The sequence below is a fragment of the Mesorhizobium sp. M7A.F.Ca.US.002.01.1.1 genome (assembly GCF_004022955.1).
Taxonomy (GTDB): domain Bacteria; phylum Pseudomonadota; class Alphaproteobacteria; order Rhizobiales; family Rhizobiaceae; genus Mesorhizobium; species Mesorhizobium ciceri.
In genome coordinates, this window is the sequence record NZ_RZQE01000005.1 from 1 (window position 1) to 20,740 (window position 20,740).

The following is a 20,740-nucleotide window of genomic DNA, read 5'->3' on the forward strand; positions in this document are numbered from 1 at the left end:
GCGGCGGCCTTGACCGCATCCTGCACCTTCTCGAAGGCGCGCACCTCGATCTGGCGCACGCGCTCGCGGCTGATGTCGAATTCGGACGAAAGCTCTTCCAGCGTCAGCGGCTCCTCGGCGAGGCGACGGGCCTCGAAGATGCGCCGCTCGCGCTCGTTGAGCACGGCAAGAGCGCCCGACAGCATGCCGCGCCGGTTTTCCAGCTCGTCCTGCTCGATCAGCATCTCTTCCTGGCTTTCGTGGTCGTCGACCAGCCAGTCCTGCCACTCGCCGGACTCACCTTCGCTCGCCCGGATCGGGGCATTGAGCGAGGCATCGCCCGACAGGCGGCGGTTCATCGACACCACTTCGGCTTCGGAAACGTTCAGCCTGGTGGCGATCTCGGCGATCTGATCGGGCTTCAAGTCGCCGTCGTCGAGCGCCTGGATCTTGCCCTTCACCTTGCGCAGGTTGAAGAACAGGCGCTTCTGGTTGGCGGTCGTGCCCATCTTGACCAGGCTCCACGAGCGCAGGATGTACTCCTGGATCGAGGCCTTGATCCACCACATGGCATAGGTCGCGAGGCGGAAGCCGCGCTCGGGTTCGAATTTCTTGACGGCCTGCATCAGGCCGACATTGCCTTCCGAGATCACTTCGCCGATCGGCAGGCCATAGCCGCGATAGCCCATGGCGATCTTGGCGACGAGCCTGAGGTGGCTGGTGACGAGCTTGTGCGCAGCGGAGGTGTCTTCATGCTCGGCATAACGCTTGGCGAGCATGTACTCTTCCTGCGGCTGCAGCATGGGAAAGCGGCGGATTTCTTCCAGGTAGCGGCTGAGGCCGCCTTCGCCGGAAACGATACTGGGTAATGACTGGGCCATGATAGCGCCCCCTCTCTATTGGAGTGATGCCCCCGAAACGCGGCGGGCATGTGACGCGAGCACCAAAAGGCTCGCCCGCGACATCGGATCTTATACAGGAACAAAACCAGAAAAGACAGGCATTTGTTCAACACGAAACAGTGTGTCACGGTGAAGTGAACAATGCCAGTCAGGTTTTTTGATGGCTTGTCGGTGACGGGTTCAGAGTTTGCGGAAGCCGCCGACGAGTTCCTCCATGTCCCTCGGTAACGGCGCCTCGAACCTCATCGTTAAATGGGTAGTGGGGTGGCGAAATGCAAGGAGCCAGGCATGCAAAGCTTGCCGGGGAAATACCTTGACCTGGCTTTTCAGCGGTTCCGGCAGCCGGTTGGCCTTGGTGCGGAAGGCCTGGCCATAATCGGGGTCGCCGATCACCGGATGACCGATATGCGCCATGTGGACACGGATCTGGTGGGTGCGGCCGGTCTCAAGCCGACATTCGACCATGCTGGCGGTGGCGAACTCCTGTTGGCTCTCGCCGAAGCGCTCCTGCACGGCAAAGTGGGTGACCGCATGGCGGGCGTCGTCGCGTCCTTCCGGCACCACGGCACGGCGCACGCGGTCGGCGGCGCGGCCGAGAGGCGCGTCGACCCTTCCGGTCGGCCTCTGCGGTATGCCCCAGACCAGCGCCAGATAGGCACGTTCGAGATCGCCGGTGAGGCCGTGATCGGCGAAAGCCTCGGAGAGTGACTTGTGGGCGCGGTCAGTCTTGGCGACCACCATGACGCCGCTGGTCTCCTTGTCGAGGCGGTGAACGATGCCTGGCCGCCGCACGCCGCCAATGCCGGAAAGGCTGTCGCCGCAATGATGGATCAGCGCGTTGACCAGCGTACCGGTCCAGTTGCCCGCTCCGGGATGCACGACAAGCCCGGCCGGCTTGTTGATGACAATCAGCTCGTCGTCCTCATAAAGCACATCGAGTGCGATGTTCTCGCCCTGCGGCTCCGCCGGCTCCGGCTCCGGCATGGTAACCGACACGCTTTCGCCCGGCGCCATCTTGCGCTTGGTCTCATCGATCAGCTTGCCGTCGACCCAGACCGCGCCCTGCCTGATCAGCATCTGCACGCGGCTGCGTGACATGTCCGGACCAAGCCTTGCCGCCAGCCACTGGTCGAGGCGCTGACCGGCCGCGTCCGCATCCGCCACCAGCACGGTCGGTACCGCCTCTATCAATTCAGGGGCCTCTTCGTTATGAGCGCTCATTGAAAAACCGTTCCGGAACTGTTTGCCATGGCCAGCCCGATCGCCGAAGAAGACCAGGATAAGCCGCTCGACCCCGAGGTCGAAAAGGTGCGCAGGAAACTCGTCCGCTTCGTCGGGATCAATCTCGGCCTGCTGTTCCTCGCCCTTATGGTGGTGATCGGCGCCCTTGTCTACAAAGCGCGCAATGCACCGCCGGCGAACCCGCCGCTGGCCGGGGATATCCAGACACCCGCCGGCGAACCGGTCAGCGGCGACATCGTGCTGCCGGTCGGGGCCAAGGTGGTCAGCCAGTCGCTGTCCGGCAACCGTGTCTCGATCGACGCCGAGCTTGCCGACGGCAGCCGGACGATCTTCGTCTACGACATCACCGAGCGACGCCTGATCGGCCGCTTTGCGATCCGCAACAAGTGACCGAGCCGCAACGATGAACGGCAGCAGGCCCATGAGCAAGCCTCGGGGATGAGCGGGTTCGCCGAACATCGTCGCGTCGCCACGGTCGCCCTGGTCGTCGCCAATTATGACGAGGCGATTGCCTGGTATGTCGAGAGGCTGGGTTTCCTGCTCGTCGAAAATGTCGATCTCGGCGGCGGCAAGCGCTGGGTCACAGTGGCGCCGGCCAACGGGCAGGGCGCCAGGCTGCTGCTGGCCGAGGCTTCCGACGAGGCGCAAAGCAAAAGTATCGGCGATCAGACCGGCGGGCGTGTCTTCCTGTTCCTGGAAACCGACGACTTTGCCCGCGACCACGCGGCGATGCTGGAGAAAGGCGTCGAATTCCGCGAAGCACCGCGCTTCGAGCCCTACGGCACGGTGGCGGTTTTCGCCGATCTGCATGGCAATCTCTGGGATCTGATCGAACCGAAACGATAGGCTGACGGCCGGCTTTTCCTCGACCGGGGAAAGCGGCCTAACCCCAGTTGCTTTTTCCCAGCGCTCAGCCTATATCGCCGGTTCTTGAACGCGCCCATCGTCTAGCGGTCAGGACACCGCCCTCTCACGGCGGGAACAGGGGTTCGATTCCCCTTGGGCGTACCAACGAAATCAAGCACTTAGAAGAAGCCCCGCGGTTTCGTTGCTGAAATCGTTGATCTTCGGCCGCCTGTGCGGCCGTTCACGTTTCCGTGATCGAGAGCGATTCAGGAAATCCAGCCACCCCGCTTGCAGCGCAATCCGTAGCCTTATGCATTCTCCAGCCGCGCACGCGCGTGGATGCGAGTATTATCAAACCCTTGTGCCAAAATGTATGTCAAATTTAGACGACATACATATTTGGCAGATTGGACAATATATCCATTGAATGGACAGAATGTCTTGTAAAGCGCCATAAGTAACTCAGAATGCTTTGTATTGCATCGATTTATTCTTGTGTGTATGTTTAATGAATGCCAATTGCACAGGAGGCAATCTTGCCGAACGGAAGAAATTCAAAGACAGGCCTCGGCGTCACGTCCGCGGCTCTGACGATCGATGAGACCGCCGACTATCTGCGCATCTGCCGATCGACGGTTTACAAGCTTTTCCGCGAGGGCCAGTTGAAGCCTGCCAAAGTCGGCGGGCGAACGCTCGTGCGCAGGGTCGACGCCGATGCCTTCCTCGAACGCTGCGTGGCTTAGTTGGCAGCCGCGCCAGTATCCCGAGCGGAACGCCGCCGCGCCGTGAAGGCTGCGTTCCGCATGAGCGCGCCTGTGATCGCGCAGCTCAGGCCAATGACCATCGATGAGATGGTGCCCGGCGAAGTGTACGACCCCGGCTATTCAATTTTCGTGATCGAGACGCTGCCCGTGTTCGGGGCGAGCGGCCGAGAAAAGTTCGGGTTCCAGTGCCAGGTTTGGCTTCCACCAGAGCACCGAGAGCCGACCGTTGCCAACACGAAGATTGCGATGGGCGTGCTGCGCAACATCGATCCGAACGCGCGGAAAATGATCGACAAGATTGCCGCTCTGTCGCGCGACCCGCGCTCGCGCCGAGAAGCTGTGCGTATCGGGATGAGGGAGGAATATATCCCGCCCGATCGTGCCGCTCCGTTCTTAAGCCGTTCTCAACTCCGCGCCTCGCCGGCAGGCTGACGCTACCAAGACGACCAAGCGACAAAGGATATGAAATGGAAAGGCCGGCCGCGTCTGTCAACGCGCACCGGCCAGAAAGAAGTCGCGCTGTGTCTATACAAGAAAAGCCCCCGGCTGTCCAATCATCTGGCATCGCGGAAGCGATCTTGAAGATCCGTCCTGCCAAGGTTGTTGAGCTATTTCCCGAAGCTGCGGCGCCGCGCCTGCAGCGCGAACTGGCCTTCTCCGTGATGGAAAGCGCCGGAGCCCTCACGAAGTCATTCAGCATCGACGCCGCTGGAAAGCCGATCAGTTCCCGTAGCCCTGGGATGGCAACCGGCATGGTCCGGCGCGTTTCTCTGGCCGGCACTGCGCCGCAGATCGTTGCGGCCTTTTCGACGGTCCTGGCCTCTCTGAAGTCGACCGAAGCCCTGGTCTTGGTCCCGCCGCCTGATGGCAAGGAATCAGCGACCGTCGTCACGGAAGCAATGCTCCCCGAAGTTCCTGATGCGATTAGTCGCGGCAAGGCCTTCTTTGCGCACCAGGCAACCACGTCGGTGCTCGGGCTCGACTTCGATGTGAAGGACTGGCCGGAGGACATCATACAGCGCGTGCGCGATACGCCAGGTGAAATCACCGGCGCGCTTGCCAGCGTGTTTGCCGCTTTCGCCGACGTCTGCACGGTGATGCGGCCATCATCCTCCACCGGTGTTCGCAACAAGGCTGGCGGCCAGTCGACCGGCGCCAATTCGGGGCAGCACCGCTATGTGTTCGTTTTGGACGGTTCCGATATTGCAGCATTTGCCGATCGCTTGTTCGACCGGCTGATTTTGGCAGGGTACGGCTTCCCGTTCATCACCAAGAGCGGCGCAGTGTCCGTGCGAACGCTCATCGACAAGATCGCAACCAAAGGCCCAGAACGGCTGTGGTACGAAGCCGACGCCATTCTCGATGACAGCCGGCTGGCCTACTCGCCGGGCGCGCGGGATCCGCGGATCATCAATCCCGACGGCGGTTTCTGCGATACCCGCCATCTCCCGCCTCTGTCGGATCTCGAGCAGTCGCAACTGGCGGGCCGCATCGAAGCTATCAAGCTTTCATGCGCCGACCGGGCAGCCGCGATCTCGGCCGCATATCGGCAGACCGAGGTCGCGAAGCATACCGCGAAAGGGCGGAGCCATGCCGACGCCGAAGACATCGTCGCGGCGGCCGTTGAACGGTCAGAACTGAAAGGCGGATTTGAAATCCGGCTCGATGATGGCCGCTGGGTGACGGTCGACGAGATCCTGGCCGACAAGGCGGCGTTTCACCGCAAGACATGCGCGGACCCGATCGAGCCGGAGTACGGCGGCGGCCGAAACAAGGCGATCATCTACACCGACGGCTCATACCCGCACATCGCCAGCCAGGCGCACGGCGGCGCCGATTACAAGTTGGTCGAAGACTTCGCCACCAAGTATCACGAGAAGATCGTTTCAACGGGCCTGCATGTCGTCACGGGCCTCATCAATCCGAAGTCGCTTCCTGTCCGGGAAATGCTGATCGAGCCACGGCTGCCGATCGGTGACGTCACGCAATGCGTCGGTGAACCTGGCATCAGCAAGTCGACGTTCGCGATCCGCGACGCACTGATCATCGCCACCGGCCGGCGCGAGTTGCTGCGCGGTGCCAACGGGCACGGTTTTGAAGAGCTTCACCGCACCGGGTCGGTCATCATCTACAATGCCGAGGACAAGCTCGACGAAATGCAGCGGCGGCTTTCCGCCTACCAGCAATATCTTCGGCTCGAGCCCGCGGACATGAAGCACGCAATCATCCTGTGGTCTGGCGTCGATGACGAAACGCTGACGATTATGCACCGGCCGGACACGCGGAAGCCGCTGGTGCGCGCCGACGGCGCCAAGCTGTTGGAAAGCCGGATCAGGGAATATCAGCCGGTGCTGGTCATCCTGGATCCGCAAATCAGCCTGATGGCTGGCGGCGTCGAGAACAGCAACGACGATATGAACGCCCTCCTGCAGGAGATCGCGAACATCGCCGCCCGCAACCGGGTAGCGATCGAGATCATCCATCACACATCGAAGGGCAGCCGAGACCAGCGCGGCGACATGGGCGCCGGCCGCGGCGCGTTCGCGACCGTGGGCAAGGTTCGCAGCGCGTTCACGCTCTGCAACGTCACCGGGACCGACGACGAGAAGGATTGGGGTGTCTCTGCGGCCGACCATATGCTGCGGCTCGACTATGCCAAGGTTAGCCACAGCAAGAAGCCGACAACCCCGATCGTCATGCAGCGCATCGCCGTGCCGGTGAACAACGGCAGCGGGCTCCCGCGTGGCGTAGCCAGCGCTCTTTTCGATGAGGATCCGGCAGAACGTCTGAAAGCTGAAGGGGACTTTGCGCCTGTGCTCGAGCTGGTCGACATTAAAAGCCGGATGAAGGTTACGTCGGCGCGCGAGGTTGACGAAGAGAAGGCCCGCGACATCGCCCGCATTGTCGATGCGATCATGGGCGAATTCGACGAATGCGAACTTCCGGGGATCATCGAGACCGTTGCGGAAAAGTTGCGCCAAGACGGTCTTACGACCGCGAAACATCGCCCCGCGATCACCGGGCTCGTCTCAACATCCCTGCACGGTGACGGCAAGTCAATCGAGCGCGGCGGACAAACTGTCCGTATACGGGCGTTCAAAAAAGCCGGGCACTCGACCGCGCCTTGGTTCTTAAGCCGGGAAATCAGCTTGCCGGTGGTGGAGAGCGAAAATGCTTGACGGGCTTGTCGGTCAGCTTGTCGGCGACAAGCAAAAAACAACGCAGAATCATGGGCTTGCCGTGTATGTCGGTCGAGCTTGTCGGCTTGTCGGTCGAAAACAAGCGACAAGCTCGAAAAAAACTCAATGTTTTCAGTGCTTGTCGGCTTGTCGGTCTTGTCGCTACTACGTAGGGGCTGTCGGACCGACAAGCCCGACCCCCAACGTAGACGGCCGGGTTAGCTGGATACCTCACGAACGCCTATTCAGGAAACGGCCGTGAGAGGCGCCGGCAGCAACAAGCGGCCCGGTGGGTGGCGCGGCAGCGCAGCGCAGATAGCCGTCGGCCGCGCCGCTATCATCAAATGGAACCGCACCCGTCATCTGCAGCCGAAATGTGGTGCCGCCAGGAAGCGAGACGGCGAGCCTTGCCAAAACCTCGGGATGGCCAACGGACGCTGCCACAAACACGGCGGCAAGACGCCAAAGGGAGACAACTGGCATCGGCCACTCTGGCCGCATCGGGATGCACCCGGCGCCAACACGAAGCTGAACCGTAAACTCAACGATCTCCAGCGGACAGCGGTAAAGCGCGAGAAGCGGGTGGCCCGAATGTCTCCGGAAGAGCGTGCCGCGCATGAGCAGTGGCAGCGAACCCACAAGCCTGGCAGCGCGGCCGCGCGCGAACGTCAACGGGAATATCGTCGGCAGGCCAAAGAGACACGCTTGCTGCTGTCGACCGAACCGTCACCACTTTCGCCAGAAGCCCAGGCCCTTCAGGCCGAGATCGACGAATTGAAAGCCGAACTGCTCGAATTGGAGTACAAGAAAGGGGTTTTCGCATGAGCAAGAAAGACGAGGAACGCGAAGCCTTCGCGCGTGTGAGCCACAAGCTGAAGACGATCGGCATCGAAGTCGCGGTCGATTCCTTGATCGCGGTAGCTGGCGACCCGAAGGCCCCGGCTCCGGCTCGCTCGACCGCCGGGACGTCGTTGCTGCGCGCCGCCGGCATGATCTCGACGGGCAGCAAGGACGCCACTCGGTCCGACAAGTCCCCGGCCGAGATGTCCCCGGAAGAACTGGACGAAGCCCTTACGGCGCTGCGCCAGGATCTCGCAGGTCGGCGATCTGGAGAGGATGCCGACGGCGTCTTCAATTGACCCGCTAGATGTGCAAATCGCTATCGTCGCCGGTCGGTCGCCACTCAGTCGAAATCTTCTCGACCGCGTCGAGTAGATCAGCGGCCGTATGGTGCCCGTAAACCCGTTCAATCATCTGGACCGAATTCCCAAGGATCTTCGCGACCTTCCAAAGGCTCACGCCGTTTCGCACCATGTTTGTTGCGCATGTGTGGCGGAAGGTGTGCGGCCCAATCCCGGTGGCTGGCGGCTTGGTGCCAGCAGGCACCGCAACCGGGTTTCCTATGAAAAGCCCTGCTTTCATTGCGATGTGCTGGATTGGCGCCCAAACGCCACCTCCGTTGTCGAGAACCAGGTTGCTAATCCGCTCCCGAAAGGCCCTCAGCAGCACACGCCGTAGAAGCGACGATATAGGGACCGCCGCGCGCCGCTTCTTTGTCCTGCGGCGTCCAGGCACGTCGAAATAGATGACCCCGATTTTGAAATCGACGCGGTCCCAACTCAAATCCAGAATCGCTTGCTTTCTCGCGCCGGTTTCCAGCGCGATATAGGCGAACCGTTCGACGCGGCTTAGGCGGGGCGTATCGCCGAATTGGCTGGACCGGGTCCGGTTCCTGGCCGCAGTGGCGAAGAACGCTTTCAGTTCGTAGTCTCTCAACCATCGTTCGCGCGGCATGCTCGCCGGTGGCAGATCGAAGGCCGGCACATCTTCGGGCGGGATCAGCCTTCGTTTCCGGTTTGCGCAAAATCGAATGGCGGCAAGCAAAAGCGCAAGTTCGCGGCGCATAGTTGCGGTGGCCGACGGCTTGCCGATCGCGCCACTGGTACGCGCCGCCACATATTCGTCGACCAGATTTTGGTCGACCTTGCCCACCGGGACTTTGCCGAATTTCTGGCCGAGATTTTTCCAGTTGTAATCCTGGGTTTCAGGGTGCGCGGCATAAACGGCGGTATGCCGTGCGGTGTAGATCGCCCATGCGTCTGCACAGGTGAATCTCTTCAAAGGGGCGTTCATGTGGGGGCTCCGTTTCACAACGGGCCGAGTGCCACAATAAGACGAGTCTCTGCAATAGGCGTTGAGCGATATAGTCAAAGTACAAAATGACGTTTGACTTTCTTTACCAAAATAATAACAGCGCCACTGTTGACATGTGTCGTTGAAGTGCTATGTATGGTGACGGTTTGAAACACCGTTTTACAGCTATCTCCAAAGATAGTCATAGTCCGGGGGTCACGCGCGCATGTCCAAGGCGCGAGCCCAAAGGTGCGTGAAGGCCGAGCTGTCGGTCGTTTCACCCCCGGACGCAGACGCCAGTTGAAACCTGGCAGAAGGACAGCACATGACAAACGAATTTAGGTCGCTCGAGGTAACGGCATTCTGGATCGCCAGTTCAGCACTCCGCAAGGCGATTAGGTGCGGGGAAGCGGGCGTCGAAGCGCTCGAGCAGGTGGTCGAAAACCACGCCAGGTATGGCGTGCAGCCGGCGATCAAGGCTCGCGCGAAAGAGCTTCTCGGTGAAAGAAGACGCTCGAGCAAGGCCGGATGACCATCAAAGCCGTAGAAGACGAAGGGGCGCCAGGGCGCCCCTTTTTCGTGTCTGGAAGTCTGTTTTCGGGCGATTTTGGCCACTTGCTTGCAAGACGCTACCAAGCGCCATGGCTAAGCGCCTGAAAACGTTCGCCTGCTAACTGTGTAAGTAACACTGTGGCCGCACTTCCGCCTGCCTCAAAGCACAATCAAAAAAACGCCAAGTGGGGTGCGCAAGGTCGTCGCGGGCGCGCCGTTCAGGCATGGGCGGTGTCCGTTCGTGCCGCGCTGGCGACCGCCAGCAACGACCGACCGCCACCCCGGCAGCACCATGGCCGGGGCCGGGGCCACCCCCCGGTATAGTCCGGTGCGCGCGGCGGAAACCTCGGCGGACATCGCTAGGAATTTGCGCCGCCGTGGAACTTTTGGACGTTCGACCAACCACATAGTCGCTGGCGTTTCAATCGGAGTTTTGATAGGTTAGCTAGGCCGGAAAAACTGCGGAACTCGGGCTGCCGCTCCATCGCCGACTGAACAGTCGGTCCCTCTCAACGAACCTCTTTCGCGCCTGAACGGCGCTGTGGTTCTTGAAGTCTGGAGCGCCCCATGCCAGCCGACGCGAAACAAGATCGCCTGCCCGCTGCCGGCCCCTGGACGAAGTATCAGTCGCGCGATATTCCGCCGGGTTTTCGTATCGTGCAGCAGCCCCCCGCCAACGTTTTCGATCAGTTCGACCCTCCCGCGGCTAACGTCTTCGACCAGTCTGATACTCCAGCAGGGAAACAGGGCCCGTGGACCAGATACGAATCAAGCGAAATCCCGTCCGGCTTTCGGGTCGTGCAGCAGCCACCGCCGGCCTCTGATCCTTGGTCAGCGTTTCCTGACGCGCCACCCGTGAAAAGGCCGCCGGCCAGTCCCGTCGGGCCGTTTCCCGGCATGCTGCAGCCGGGCAACATCGATCTGGAGCACCGACCGATCGCCAAGAACGCCGACGGCTCGTACAGCACGGTTCGATCGATGTCGTTTGGCGACGACAGCGGGAAAGAAATTCTCGTCCCGACCGTCTCGCCGGACGGCAAGATACTGCCCGACCAAGCCGCGATCGACGCCCACGGCAAGACTGGTCAGACGCTCGGCGTGTTCGACACTCCCGCGCATGCCGACATGTACGCGGGCGCGCTCCACAAGAGCCAGGAACAGTTCTACGGCGCGCAGCCGAAGAAGCCGCGGTTTGCGGGCGTGCCGGCGGACGCCGCGCCGGGCGCCGGTGGCCCGTGGGCTGCGTTTCCAGACACGAGCCCAGCGGCGCCGATCTCAACCGGGCTGGACGTCGCCGAATCCGCAGCGTCAGGCGTTCCGCGCGGCATGGCCGAGACTGCCATGGCGCCGATTACTCTCAATCGCTTGGGCGAAGATGTCGGCGGCTGGCTGTTTGACAAGGCCGAAGGGCCGGTTCGTTCCATGCTCGGCATGGACCCGGCAACGCCCGGTCCCGAGCGCGACCGCTTCAAGGACATGCTCATCAACCCGCTCACCGGCGCCGTGAACTTCGCCATTCAAAAGGCCACGGGCGATAACGACGCCGATATCAGGAGCGGCGTCTATGGCGCCCAGGATAAGACTCGCGAGATTATGGACGCCGTGCTGCATAAGCCGCAGACGACGCCTGGCAAATTCGTAGGCACGATCGCTGAATTCGCGGCTCCTGGTGGCATTCCTAGCCGAGCCGTTCGCGCTGCGCCCGGTGCTGCCAGCAAAGCCGGTCGCTACCTCGAGGAAGCGCTTGGTAACGTCGTCGCGCCGGCGCTCGCGTCGGAAGCGTCGGGCCAGGCGACTGAAGGCACACAATATGAAGGACTGTCGCGTTTTCTCGGCGCACTGTTCGGCAACGCGGGGGCCGCAGCCAGTCGCGCCCACAACGCGCCGGAAGCAGTTATCCGCCGGGCCACGGAAGGCACTACTGAGGCTGAGTGGCAAGCCGCTCGGCAACTCCAAGACAACAGCCTCGGTATCGATTTATCGAGCCCGGAGTCTTTGGCCCAGGCGCGCGGCGGTGCCAGCAAGTTGCGCGATATTCTGCGTGTCGTCGAAGGGTCCACGACCGGCGGAAATATCACGGCGCCTTTCTTTGCGGCTCGCCCTGCCCAGGTCGACAGCGCCGTCGGCGGCGTGCTGGACCTGATCGCACCGCAGCATCCCCAGCCGTCTATTCTTGGGCCGCGTGCTGCGGAGGCTGCTGGCGCAGTGGTCGATCAGACCCGACAAGGTATCAACGCGCAGACGCGGCCGCTCTACCAGGCCGCAGAACAGCAGCTTATCCCCCACTCCGATTTCGCACCGATCGAAGCTGACCCGCGATTCGCCGCGGCGCTCGAGCGGCTGCGCGGGAATGCCGAGTTGGCGCCCGATTACGCGGGCATGCCGGACAATTCGATTGCTGTTGTCGACGCGGTGACCAAAGACATGGCTGCCCGCGGTGAAGCGCTGTCGAATTCGGCCAACCCGCTTTACGGTCCGGAACTCGCCGGTCGCCAGCGTACCGGTGCCGCCGATGCGCGCAACGTAGCCACACAGCGGTCGCCCGAGTACGCCCAAGCGCTCGCCGAGCAGGAACGGCTGCGACGCACTGATTTGAACCCGCTTGTACAAGGCCCGGTCGGACGTCTGGCTGCGGCCAAGGACACGGTCACCGCCGGCAATGCCCTTCTGCCGCAGAACCCGCTCTCAGGCTCGGCACCGGAAGCCGCGGACGCCGTCCAGCGCCTTGTGCGGCAAGATCCCGAAACGACGACCGCTCTCGTTCGCCAGAACCTGGCGGACCGGTATTCAACCGCGCAGACCGAGACACAGGGTGGTAGTCGGGAATCGGCCGGTGCGAAGTTCCATCGCAGTGTGGCCGGCAACGACCAACGCCAGGCGGTGCTCGACGCGGTGCTGCGCAATCTGCCCGGCGGGCAAGCTGGCGCCGCCATGCCTGAATTGCTCGACGTGCTGCAGGCGACGATGCGGCGCGATGCGCCCGGCAGCAGCACAGCCGCCAATCAGTTGATACACGGTGATTTAGGCGCGAGGTCGCCCATCGGTACGGTCATCGACCTCACCAAGTCGCTCGGCGCCAGCTTCCTGACGCAAGCCGGCGATGCGGCGAAGCGGGCGCAATTGCGAGGCAACCTGGCGCATTTGGGCGATATCCTGACAGGGCCGGAGGCGGTCCAGCGCACGCGCGCAGCTCGCGATCGGCGGCCGACGGTCAGCTATCCCGAAGCGGGGCTGCGCACGCTCTTCGAAAGCGGGCAGACGCTTCAGGATCCGCGAGGCGCGCGCTGATGTTGCGCCTTCCGTTGCTCAATACGCTTCAGACGTCGGCGGCTTCGCGCATCTTCCCTCGCGTCCCCGAACATCGAAAACACGACGTTCGCTAGGCCGACGCAAATCAGGATGCCAACAATAGCCAGAATGATTTCCAACTTCTTCTCCTGAAAGACTGCATAGCATGGCACTGCATCAATAAGCTACGGTCCCTGAAAGTGAGCATCGTTTCCAGCCTTCGACGCGTACGGATCGCCCCCTGTGAGTGCGTCAGGAACAGCGCCGCGGCGGGCTCTGCCCACAAGAAACTCAGTCGATAACGCCTTAGGACATCATCACTCTGGCCTGGCTGTGCAACGAAGACTTGTCCAATCGCCAAATAGACCAAGGTACCGTCCTGGCAAAATCCGAAGTCGGCAGTGCGATCGGTCGGCGATCGCCGACTCTTTCGCAGAGATGGCGCCGCCTGAATCAAGCCCAAGTTCAAAAAGTGGGGGCGTCTGGATCATTATCGTTGCCCTTATGGAATCCACCAAGTAGTTGTTGCGTAGTGGAGGCTGAATACATCATGCAAATAGAATCACTGGCCGGATCACGGCTCGCTACGTGATCGTGCTTCGTCGACGAAAGCTATCATTGGACCGCGGCTTCCTGCCGGGCCGGTTATTATCCGTGCTCGAAGCGTCTTCGCTGGTCTATGCGGTGGGCAAATTGGCTCAAATTGGATCCGATCCTTTGGCCGAGCTTCGAGGAGACAGCTCGTCTTGGGGGTTGAGACATCCGTGAACCGCCTGATCAACGTGACCATCCGTGTTGAACGAAAGCCTTAAGCCGGTGCCGGAAGCCAGATGCGGCCTTCCAGGCAGCTCTGATGTCAGGATAAAGTTTAGAAGGGGTCTAACTATCCCTAGGCCAATTACGCTGCGAGGAATGGCCCTAGCGCACGATGGCATAATGGGTGCTGTCGCGATGCTACTAGCATTTGTGTTGCGACTGGATTTTGATGGCTTCCTGCTGAATTGGCCGGTATTGCTTGGAGCAGCTACCCTCTTCGGAGTCATGGTCAGTACGGCGGGGTTCTTGCTGGGACTAAACCGTGGAATATGGCGCTATGCGTCGCTTCCTGACTTGGTAGCGATCGCTGGCGCCACTAGCGTGGCCATCGCGCTCTTTATTGTCGCTGAGTTCCTTCTGATTCGGCTGAATGCGATCCCACGCTCTTCTGTTGTCATAGCCTGGGCGTTCACCGTCGTGCTGTTGGCCGGACCTCGCGCTGCGTATCGAGTTTACCGCAATCACCATGACAGCAAACGAAGAAGAAAGGCCGAACCTGCCGGGGGAAGAAACGTGCTCTTGATCGGAGCTACCGACAATGCGGAAGCTTTCCTGAGGGCTATAAAGGAAAGGGATCGTACCTCATTTGAGGTGCTGGCAATCATTGACGAGAGAGGACGAAGAACAGGCCGATCTATCCGCGGAGTTCCAGTTATGGGGCCTTTGGAACGGCTACCCCAGATTCTCTCCCGGTTTGAGGCTCGGGGGCGCCGCCCAGAGGCGATAATCCTCACGCGATCACGTGATGATTATGAACGTCATGCCAGCATTGAAGCGCTGGTCGAAATTGCCGCAACTCAGAAGCTAGAAATCCTTCGGCTGCCAAATCTGCTCGATATGCAAAGCATCGATGCGGAGATCGAACTGCGGCCTATCAAGCTGGAGGACCTCCTGCAACGAGCCCCCGTCCGACTGGACGTGCCCAAGATCCAGTCGATGATTCAGGGTAAGACCATCATGATTACAGGGGCCGGTGGCTCCATTGGATCTGAGTTGGCACGACAGATTGCTGACCTGATGCCCGGAAGCCTAATTCTTCTCGATGCCAGCGAATTCGCGCTCTACACAATCAAGTCCGAGCTGTCTCAGAGATGGCAAAATATCGATATCCAAGCCGCTCTTTGCAACGTGCGGGAAAAAGAGGCAGTGCGCACGATCGTTGAACGCTTCAAACCTGATGTGCTGTTCCATGCTGCGGCACTGAAGCATGTGCCGATGGTTGAGGCTCAGCCGCTCGAAGGCATTTTCACCAATGCAATCGGAACACGAAATGTCGCCGATGCGGCGCTCAGTGCAAATGTATCCAGGATGATCATGGTGTCGACCGACAAGGCGGTAAATCCCGCCAATGTTATGGGGGCAACCAAGCGAATGGCGGAGATGTATTGTCAGGCGTTGGACCTCGCCCCGGAGGTCATCGGCACGCGATTCATCACAGTTCGGTTTGGGAACGTCTTGGGCTCAGCTGGCTCTGTGGTCCCTCTTTTCGAACAGCAGATCAAGGCTGGTGGTCCTGTGACCGTTACTCATGCCGACATGGAACGTTTCTTCATGACGATTCCCGAGGCCTGTCTGCTCGTACTGCAGGCGGCGGCATACACACCCGCGCCACATCACGAGCGAGGCCGGATTTTCGTGCTCGATATGGGTCCTCCTGTGAAAATCGTAGACTTGGCGCGAAATCTGATCCGTCTCTCGGGGCGCCGTCCGGACGAGGATATCCAGATCACCTACACGGGGCTTCGGCCCGGTGAAAAACTCTTTGAGGAACTATTTGACAGCAACGAGACATTGAGTGAGACCGGCGCTCAAGGCATTTTGGCCGCATCGTCGCGGTCGATCGAACGTGAAGTGATCGTGCGCATTTTTGATGAAATGCAGTGCGTAGTCGGCGCCCGAGATCTGCAAGGCGCCTTGAAGCTTCTCAAGTCGACTGTTCCGGAGTTCACTCCCGATTGTGAAGATCACCTCCTGATGAGCACAAAGCGCTCGGCAATGTCATGAACCTTGCGTCCGCGGCTTGGTCCGGCGCCGCCTCACCGGTCCTAAACCAGAACCTGCGAGTGCTGGTGGTGAGTCAGCATTTTTGGCCAGAGACCTTCAGAATAAACGAGGTAGTCGAGTCGCTCCGCTCGTGTGGTTGCGACGTTGAGGTTTTGGCTGGTCAGCCCAACTATCCGCATGGCCAAATATTTGAAGGATACCGAGCTCTTGGCGCCGGCACGCAAATTCACCCCTCCGGGTACTTGATACACCGGGTGCCGGTAGCGACGCGAGGCAGAGGCGGGGGGTTACGCCGAGTGTTGAATTACCTCTCATTCGTCGCGTCTGGGAGTATCATTGGTCCATATCTAACGCGATCCAAGCGATACGACATTGTGTTCGTATACGCGAACTCCCCAATCCTGCAAGGCTTGGTAGGGGCCGCTTTCAGGCAGTTTAAAGGTGCCGCACATGTGATTTGGGTGCAGGACCTGTGGCCCGACAATCTGGAAGAAACCGGGTTTGTTCGCAGTCGGCAGGTGCTTGCTGCTGTCGAGACAGTCACTCGCTTCATCTACCAACGTTCGGACCTTATTCTGGCCCAGTCACGCGGTTTCATCGCAAAGATCCGCAACGTCGCAGGCGATGCCGTACCAATTGCGTATCACCCCAATCCAGGCGACCTTGATCTGACAGAGCACATAAGCGCCACAGTTTCGCCCTTGGATCTTTCGCGCGGGTTCAACGTCGTATTCGCGGGCAATCTGGGGTCAGCTCAGGCGCTGGAAACGATACTAGATGCGGCAACAAGCATCAAAGATCCCGAAGTCAAGATCGTGCTTGTCGGGAGTGGGAGCCGCTCGGAGTGGCTCCGAGCCGAAATCGAGCGACTTGCTCTCACAAACGTCATGCTGGTGGGTCGTTTTTCGCCAGAGAAGATGCCGGGGATCTTTTCACAGGCCTCTGCCCTGCTTGTTACACTTAACAGAGCCAAGGGTTTAGCTTTGACCGTGCCGAGCAAAATTCCGACATATTTGGCGGCAGGACGTCCTATCCTGGCGTGCCTTGATGGCGAGGCGGCCGATATAATACGGGATGCCAAAGCTGGCCTAACTGTGCCTGCCGAAGACAGCATCGCCCTCGCCCAAGCAATCATGCAATTGAAGGGTCTTCCAGCTGAAGCCAGGGAGGCGATGGGTACGGCAGGACGCGCGTTTTTTAATCAGCATTTTGCACCTGGGCCTCTCGCGCTCGAGCTAGTCGAACATTTTCGGCGGGCTTTAAGGGAGCGACGAGCATCACGGAGATAGCGAGAGATACGATGGCTCAATCGACGCACCCCAGAATCCTTGTCCTCGGTGCCTCGGGCATGCTGGGCAATGCAGTTTTCAGATTCTTTGCGAACAGCGAAGGCTACGTAGTTTTTGGCTCCACCCGTTCAAATAATCTGCATCCTGTTTTTCCAGAAAGCCGGGCGACGCTGATCGACACCGGTGACGTCGAGAATTTTGATGGACTAAGCAAGATTTTCGCGGTGGCAAACCCGGATGTGGTCATAAATTGCATTGGGCTTGTCAAGCAGATGTCATCTGTGAATGACCCTCTCGCCGCAATTCCAATTAATGCAGTTTTGCCGCATCGGCTGGCACGCCTCTGCGCAGTCGCGAGGGCTCGTCTCGTTCATATCAGTACCGATTGTGTCTTTGACGGTGCGGCCGGCAACTACAGCGAAAGTGCCCGGCCCAATGCTGATGATTTATACGGGCGGAGCAAGCTGCTGGGCGAAGTGGTTTGTGAGAACGCGATAACCCTTCGGACTTCGATAATCGGCCGGGAGTTGAACACTTCACACGGCTTGGTCGACTGGTTTTTGAGCCAACAAGCTGACGTTAAAGGATTCACCCGAGCCATATTTTCCGGACTGCCTACCGTGGAACTCGCCAGGATCATTCGCGATTTCGTCCTGCCAAATATCAAACTCACCGGCATGTACCATGTGTCGTCAGATCCAATCAGCAAATATGATCTCCTCAGAATCATAGCCGAAATCTACGGCAAAAAGACCCAAATCGTCCCGGACGACCAGTTGGTGATTGACCGGTCATTAAATTCATCTCGTTTCCAGAACGCTACCGGCTACCGCCCTCCCGACTGGCCCGTTCTAATCCGATCCATGTATGACTTTGGCTAAAACATCCTCGAGCGAGACGTTAATGTTTTCCAACAAGACCCTTTTGATTACTGGGGGCACCGGCTCTTTTGGCAACGCTGTGCTGGCTCGATTCCTCAAAACGGACTTCGCAGAAATCCGTATCTTTAGCCGGGACGAAAAAAAGCAGGAGGATATGCGCCTGTCGTTGCCGGACGATCGCTTAAAATTTTATATTGGTGATGTCCGCGATTATCACGCTGTCGACGATGCAGTTCGCGGAGCCGACTACATCTTCCACGCTGCGGCGCTCAAGCAAGTGCCGTCTTGCGAATTTTACCCAATGGAGGCGATCAAAACGAATGTTCTCGGCGCTGAAAACGTGCTTCGCGCCGCGATCAGCCATCGCGTGCAGCGTTGCGTGGTGCTTAGCACTGACAAGGCGGTATATCCTGTGAACGCAATGGGTATGTCAAAGGCGATGATGGAAAAAGTCATGATTGCGAAATCGCGGGTCAGCGATTCTGTTCGCACCGTCGTCTGCGCCACCCGTTACGGCAACGTTATGGCGTCCCGCGGCTCAGTGATTCCCCTCTTCCTTGACCAGCTGCTACGCGGAAAGCCCCTGACATTAACCGATCCCAACATGACGCGCTTCTTGATGTCGCTCGATGAATCAGTCGACCTAGTGCTCTATGCATTCGAGCACGCACGGTCGGGCGATATATTTGTCCAGAAGGCACCCGCTTCTACCGTGGGGGTTCTGGCTGAGGCAATGCAGGTACTCTTCGAACGGGCCAATCCGGTGAAAATCATTGGGACTCGTCACGGTGAGAAGCTTTTCGAAACTCTAGTGTCGCGCGAGGAAATGGTGCGCGCGGAGGATCTAGGCAACTATTACCGGGTTCCAGCCGATTCTCGGGATCTGAACTACGATAAATATTTCGTTGAAGGCGAGCGAAGGGTTTCAGAGCTGGAGGATTACACGTCTCACAATACCGTTCGCCTCGGGATCGATCAGGTCAAGGAATTGCTATCGCAGTTGGACATCGTGAAAGAGGCCCTCCGTGCTTAAGGTCATGACCATTGTTGGGACGCGGCCAGAGATTATTCGGCTGTCCAGGGTCATTGAAAAGTTCGATGCCAATTTCGATCACGTGCTCGTTCATACTGGCCAGAACTATGATTATGAGCTGAATGAGGTTTTCTTTTCGCAGTTGGGCATTCGGCCGCCCGACGTCTTCCTCCAAGCGGCAGGAGATTCTGCCGCGGAGACAATCGGGAAAATTATCATCGCGGCTGATCAAGCGCTGGAGACGCATCGCCCCGACGCATTGCTGATATTGGGTGACACGAATAGCTGTTTGGCGGCGATTGCCGCCAAACGGCGGAAGGTGCCCATATTCCACATGGAGGCCGGAAATCGTTGCTTCGATTTCCGTGTTCCAGAGGAGATTAACCGCCGAATTGTGGATCATACCGCGGATGTCAATCTGACCTATAGCCAGATTGCTCGTGACTACCTACTGCGAGAGGGACTCCCGCCCGACCAGGTGATTGTTACCGGAAGTCCGATGCGCGAGGTGCTTGAGCATTACCGAAGTGCAATCGAAACCTCGGCGGTAGTTGCCAATCTTGGTTTGACGGCGGAAAGATTCTTCGTAGTCAGTGCTCATCGCGAGGAGAACGTGGATTCGCCCGAGCGGCTAAGGAAGCTGCTTGACGTCCTCAATGGGGTTGCCGAACGATATCAGGAGCCGGTCGTCGTTTCGACCCATCCTCGCACGAGAAAAAGATTGGACGCGCTTCGCGCTAGATGCCATGAAAATGTCAGGTTTGAAAAACCGTTTGGGTTCTTCGACTATATCAGGCTCCAGTGTTCGGCTCGAGCCGTGCTTTCGGATAGCGGCACGATAACTGAGGAAAGCGCGATCCTGAATTTTCCCGCCCTTAATCTCCGCGAGGTACATGAGCGCCCGGAAGGCTTCGAAGAGACCTCAGTGATGATGGTTGGCTTGGACATTGAGCGCGTTTTTGACGGGCTTAAGGTCTTGGAGCGTCAGTCACGGGGCGAGATGCGGAGCTTGCGATTGCCGAGCGACTATAGCAGCGTCAATGTGTCCGAAAAAGTGCTGCGGATCGTCCTAAGCTACACTGATTTTATAAACAGGCGAGTTTGGCGAAAAAGCGAGGGTAAGAACCTTCCCGCCTAGCGCATATGCAGCCCTTGCCAGCGGATATAGGACAGGCGGCGCGTTTTTACGTCAACTCGACCGCGGGTCAAGTAGCCCTCATCCGCACGGTCAGCCGATTCGACAGAGCGTCTCGAACAGGATTCGCAGGTCGCGCCAGAACGACGCGGTCCTAAGATAGTATGCGTCTACTTCGGCTAGAAGTGCCGGATTCGACATGTCGATACCCTTGGCTTGGGCCAGACCGGTCAGGCCAGGAAGCGCTGCCAATACCCCTAGCCGTTTCCTGCACTCGATCAGAGTGATCTGGTTCGGAAGGCAGGGGCGCGGCCCGACCAAGCTCATTTCACCCTTCAGCACGTTCAGCAATTGTGGCAGTTCATCGAGCTTGGACTTACGCAGGAGCATTCCGACCGATGTCACGGCGTTAGCGGGAACCTCATGCGAGGGTAAGGACGGGGTTCCCTCGTACATAGTCCTCAACTTATGACAGCGAAACAGAATGCCATTCCGGCCGATTCTGACTTGGGAAAAAAATGCCGGCCCCGGCGAGGAAGCCCGGATCGCAAAGGTAGCGAGCAACAAAAGAGGCGCGGTAGCCACTAGCAATAACGCCGCAGAGGCGAGATCGAAAACCCGTTTGCGTGAAGTCATGACACCCTGTTCCCGACACTCTGCGGACATCGACGCGCACACACTTCGCAAGCACGCCGCC

The 20,740-nt window shown here is 59.4% G+C and carries 18 protein-coding genes and 1 tRNA gene; 15 read left to right on the top strand and 4 right to left on the bottom strand.

Features of this window, described 5'->3' with window-relative positions:
* Positions 1-860, bottom strand: an 860-nt coding sequence (rpoH, locus tag EN932_RS01400) for an RNA polymerase sigma factor RpoH (RefSeq protein WP_128368685.1), incomplete at its 3' end; no start/stop codon positions are given.
* Positions 861-1,061: 201 nt separating this feature from the next.
* Complete coding sequence (locus EN932_RS01405) at positions 1,062-2,102, bottom strand: RluA family pseudouridine synthase (protein ID WP_127369310.1); 1,041 nt, start codon at positions 2,100-2,102, stop codon at positions 1,062-1,064.
* A gap of 27 nt (positions 2,103-2,129) precedes the next feature.
* Here EN932_RS01405 and EN932_RS01410 point away from each other — a divergent pair, with 27 nt between their 5' ends.
* The 8 genes from EN932_RS01410 (at position 2,130) to EN932_RS01445 (ending at position 8,051) form a co-directional block, all read left to right on the top strand.
* Positions 2,130-2,513, top strand: coding sequence for a fimbrial protein (locus EN932_RS01410; RefSeq protein WP_013529257.1), 384 nt, complete (start codon positions 2,130-2,132; stop codon positions 2,511-2,513).
* A 48-nt stretch (positions 2,514-2,561) separates the two neighbouring features.
* A complete protein-coding gene (locus EN932_RS01415; RefSeq protein WP_063169153.1) occupies positions 2,562-2,969 on the top strand; it encodes a VOC family protein in 408 nt (135 codons plus the stop codon).
* 90 nt (positions 2,970-3,059) lie between these two features.
* Positions 3,060-3,134, top strand: a tRNA-Glu gene (locus tag EN932_RS01420).
* Between the two features lie 371 nt (positions 3,135-3,505).
* Positions 3,506-3,712: a helix-turn-helix domain-containing protein gene (locus EN932_RS01425; protein ID WP_245483246.1), complete on the top strand. Its 207-nt coding sequence runs from the start codon at positions 3,506-3,508 to the stop codon at positions 3,710-3,712.
* Positions 3,713-3,754: 42 nt separating this feature from the next.
* Positions 3,755-4,165 (top strand): hypothetical protein, encoded by a 411-nt coding sequence (locus tag EN932_RS01430; protein WP_128368687.1) that lies wholly within the window; start codon positions 3,755-3,757, stop codon positions 4,163-4,165.
* A 146-nt stretch (positions 4,166-4,311) separates the two neighbouring features.
* A complete protein-coding gene (locus EN932_RS01435; protein WP_164890415.1) occupies positions 4,312-6,912 on the top strand; it encodes an AAA family ATPase in 2,601 nt (866 codons plus the stop codon).
* Between the two features lie 258 nt (positions 6,913-7,170).
* Positions 7,171-7,737 (top strand): hypothetical protein, encoded by a 567-nt coding sequence (locus EN932_RS01440; RefSeq protein WP_128368689.1) that lies wholly within the window; start codon positions 7,171-7,173, stop codon positions 7,735-7,737.
* Positions 7,734-8,051 carry a hypothetical protein gene (locus tag EN932_RS01445; RefSeq protein WP_128368690.1) on the top strand — a complete coding sequence of 106 codons (318 nt, stop codon included), beginning with the start codon at positions 7,734-7,736 and terminating at the stop codon, positions 8,049-8,051. Before EN932_RS01440 ends, EN932_RS01445 begins: the two co-directional genes overlap by 4 nt.
* A gap of 4 nt (positions 8,052-8,055) precedes the next feature.
* On the opposite strand, the gene EN932_RS01450 is transcribed toward EN932_RS01445, so the two are convergent.
* Positions 8,056-9,045 carry a site-specific integrase gene (locus EN932_RS01450; protein WP_128368691.1) on the bottom strand — a complete coding sequence of 330 codons (990 nt, stop codon included), beginning with the start codon at positions 9,043-9,045 and terminating at the stop codon, positions 8,056-8,058.
* Between the two features lie 325 nt (positions 9,046-9,370).
* Between EN932_RS01450 and EN932_RS01455 the strand changes: the two genes are divergently transcribed.
* The 7 genes from EN932_RS01455 (at position 9,371) to wecB (ending at position 20,046) form a co-directional block, all read left to right on the top strand.
* On the top strand, positions 9,371-9,577 hold the full coding sequence (locus EN932_RS01455; RefSeq protein WP_128368692.1) for a hypothetical protein: 207 nt from the start codon (positions 9,371-9,373) through the stop codon (positions 9,575-9,577).
* Between the two features lie 587 nt (positions 9,578-10,164).
* The gene (locus EN932_RS01460; RefSeq protein ID WP_128368693.1) at positions 10,165-12,885 is read left to right on the top strand and encodes a hypothetical protein; all 2,721 of its coding nucleotides are present in this window, start codon (positions 10,165-10,167) and stop codon (positions 12,883-12,885) included.
* A 936-nt stretch (positions 12,886-13,821) separates the two neighbouring features.
* On the top strand, positions 13,822-15,705 hold the full coding sequence (locus EN932_RS01465; protein WP_164753620.1) for a nucleoside-diphosphate sugar epimerase/dehydratase: 1,884 nt from the start codon (positions 13,822-13,824) through the stop codon (positions 15,703-15,705).
* Entirely contained in the window at positions 15,702-16,994 is a 1,293-nt protein-coding gene (locus EN932_RS01470; RefSeq protein ID WP_206524269.1) for a glycosyltransferase family 4 protein, read from the top strand. Before EN932_RS01465 ends, EN932_RS01470 begins: the two co-directional genes overlap by 4 nt.
* Positions 16,995-17,005: 11 nt before the next feature.
* Positions 17,006-17,875, top strand: a complete 870-nt coding sequence (locus EN932_RS01475; RefSeq protein ID WP_127384889.1) for an SDR family oxidoreductase — start codon at positions 17,006-17,008, stop codon at positions 17,873-17,875.
* Positions 17,876-17,897: 22 nt separating this feature from the next.
* The gene (locus EN932_RS01480) at positions 17,898-18,908 is read left to right on the top strand and encodes a polysaccharide biosynthesis protein (protein WP_127384888.1); all 1,011 of its coding nucleotides are present in this window, start codon (positions 17,898-17,900) and stop codon (positions 18,906-18,908) included.
* Positions 18,901-20,046 (top strand): UDP-N-acetylglucosamine 2-epimerase (non-hydrolyzing), encoded by a 1,146-nt coding sequence (gene wecB / locus EN932_RS01485; protein ID WP_281058946.1) that lies wholly within the window; start codon positions 18,901-18,903, stop codon positions 20,044-20,046. The genes EN932_RS01480 and wecB overlap by 8 nt, the downstream gene beginning before the upstream one ends.
* A 90-nt stretch (positions 20,047-20,136) precedes the next feature.
* Here wecB and EN932_RS01490 read toward each other — a convergent pair whose 3' ends face one another.
* Positions 20,137-20,679 carry a sugar transferase gene (locus tag EN932_RS01490; protein WP_127384887.1) on the bottom strand — a complete coding sequence of 181 codons (543 nt, stop codon included), beginning with the start codon at positions 20,677-20,679 and terminating at the stop codon, positions 20,137-20,139.
* Between the last annotated feature and the right edge of the window lie 61 nt (positions 20,680-20,740).

Excerpts from the sequence above, each read along its gene's own strand:
- EN932_RS01475 (WP_127384889.1), top strand. The coding sequence starts at position 17,006 with ATGGCTCAATCGACGCACCCCAGAATCCTTGTCCTCGGTGCCTCGGGC.
- EN932_RS01480 (WP_127384888.1), top strand. The coding sequence starts at position 17,898 with ATGTTTTCCAACAAGACCCTTTTGATTACTGGGGGCACCGGCTCTTTT.
- EN932_RS01465 (WP_164753620.1), top strand. The coding sequence starts at position 13,822 with ATGGGTGCTGTCGCGATGCTACTAGCATTTGTGTTGCGACTGGATTTT.
- EN932_RS01470 (WP_206524269.1), top strand. The coding sequence starts at position 15,702 with ATGAACCTTGCGTCCGCGGCTTGGTCCGGCGCCGCCTCACCGGTCCTA.
- EN932_RS01455 (WP_128368692.1), top strand. The coding sequence starts at position 9,371 with ATGACAAACGAATTTAGGTCGCTCGAGGTAACGGCATTCTGGATCGCC.
- EN932_RS01445 (WP_128368690.1), top strand. The coding sequence starts at position 7,734 with ATGAGCAAGAAAGACGAGGAACGCGAAGCCTTCGCGCGTGTGAGCCAC.
- EN932_RS01415 (WP_063169153.1), top strand. The coding sequence starts at position 2,562 with ATGAGCGGGTTCGCCGAACATCGTCGCGTCGCCACGGTCGCCCTGGTC.
- EN932_RS01490 (WP_127384887.1), bottom strand. The coding sequence starts at position 20,679 with ATGACTTCACGCAAACGGGTTTTCGATCTCGCCTCTGCGGCGTTATTG.
- EN932_RS01450 (WP_128368691.1), bottom strand. The coding sequence starts at position 9,045 with ATGAACGCCCCTTTGAAGAGATTCACCTGTGCAGACGCATGGGCGATC.
- EN932_RS01410 (WP_013529257.1), top strand. The coding sequence starts at position 2,130 with ATGGCCAGCCCGATCGCCGAAGAAGACCAGGATAAGCCGCTCGACCCC.
- EN932_RS01460 (WP_128368693.1), top strand. The coding sequence starts at position 10,165 with ATGCCAGCCGACGCGAAACAAGATCGCCTGCCCGCTGCCGGCCCCTGG.
- EN932_RS01405 (WP_127369310.1), bottom strand. The coding sequence starts at position 2,102 with ATGAGCGCTCATAACGAAGAGGCCCCTGAATTGATAGAGGCGGTACCG.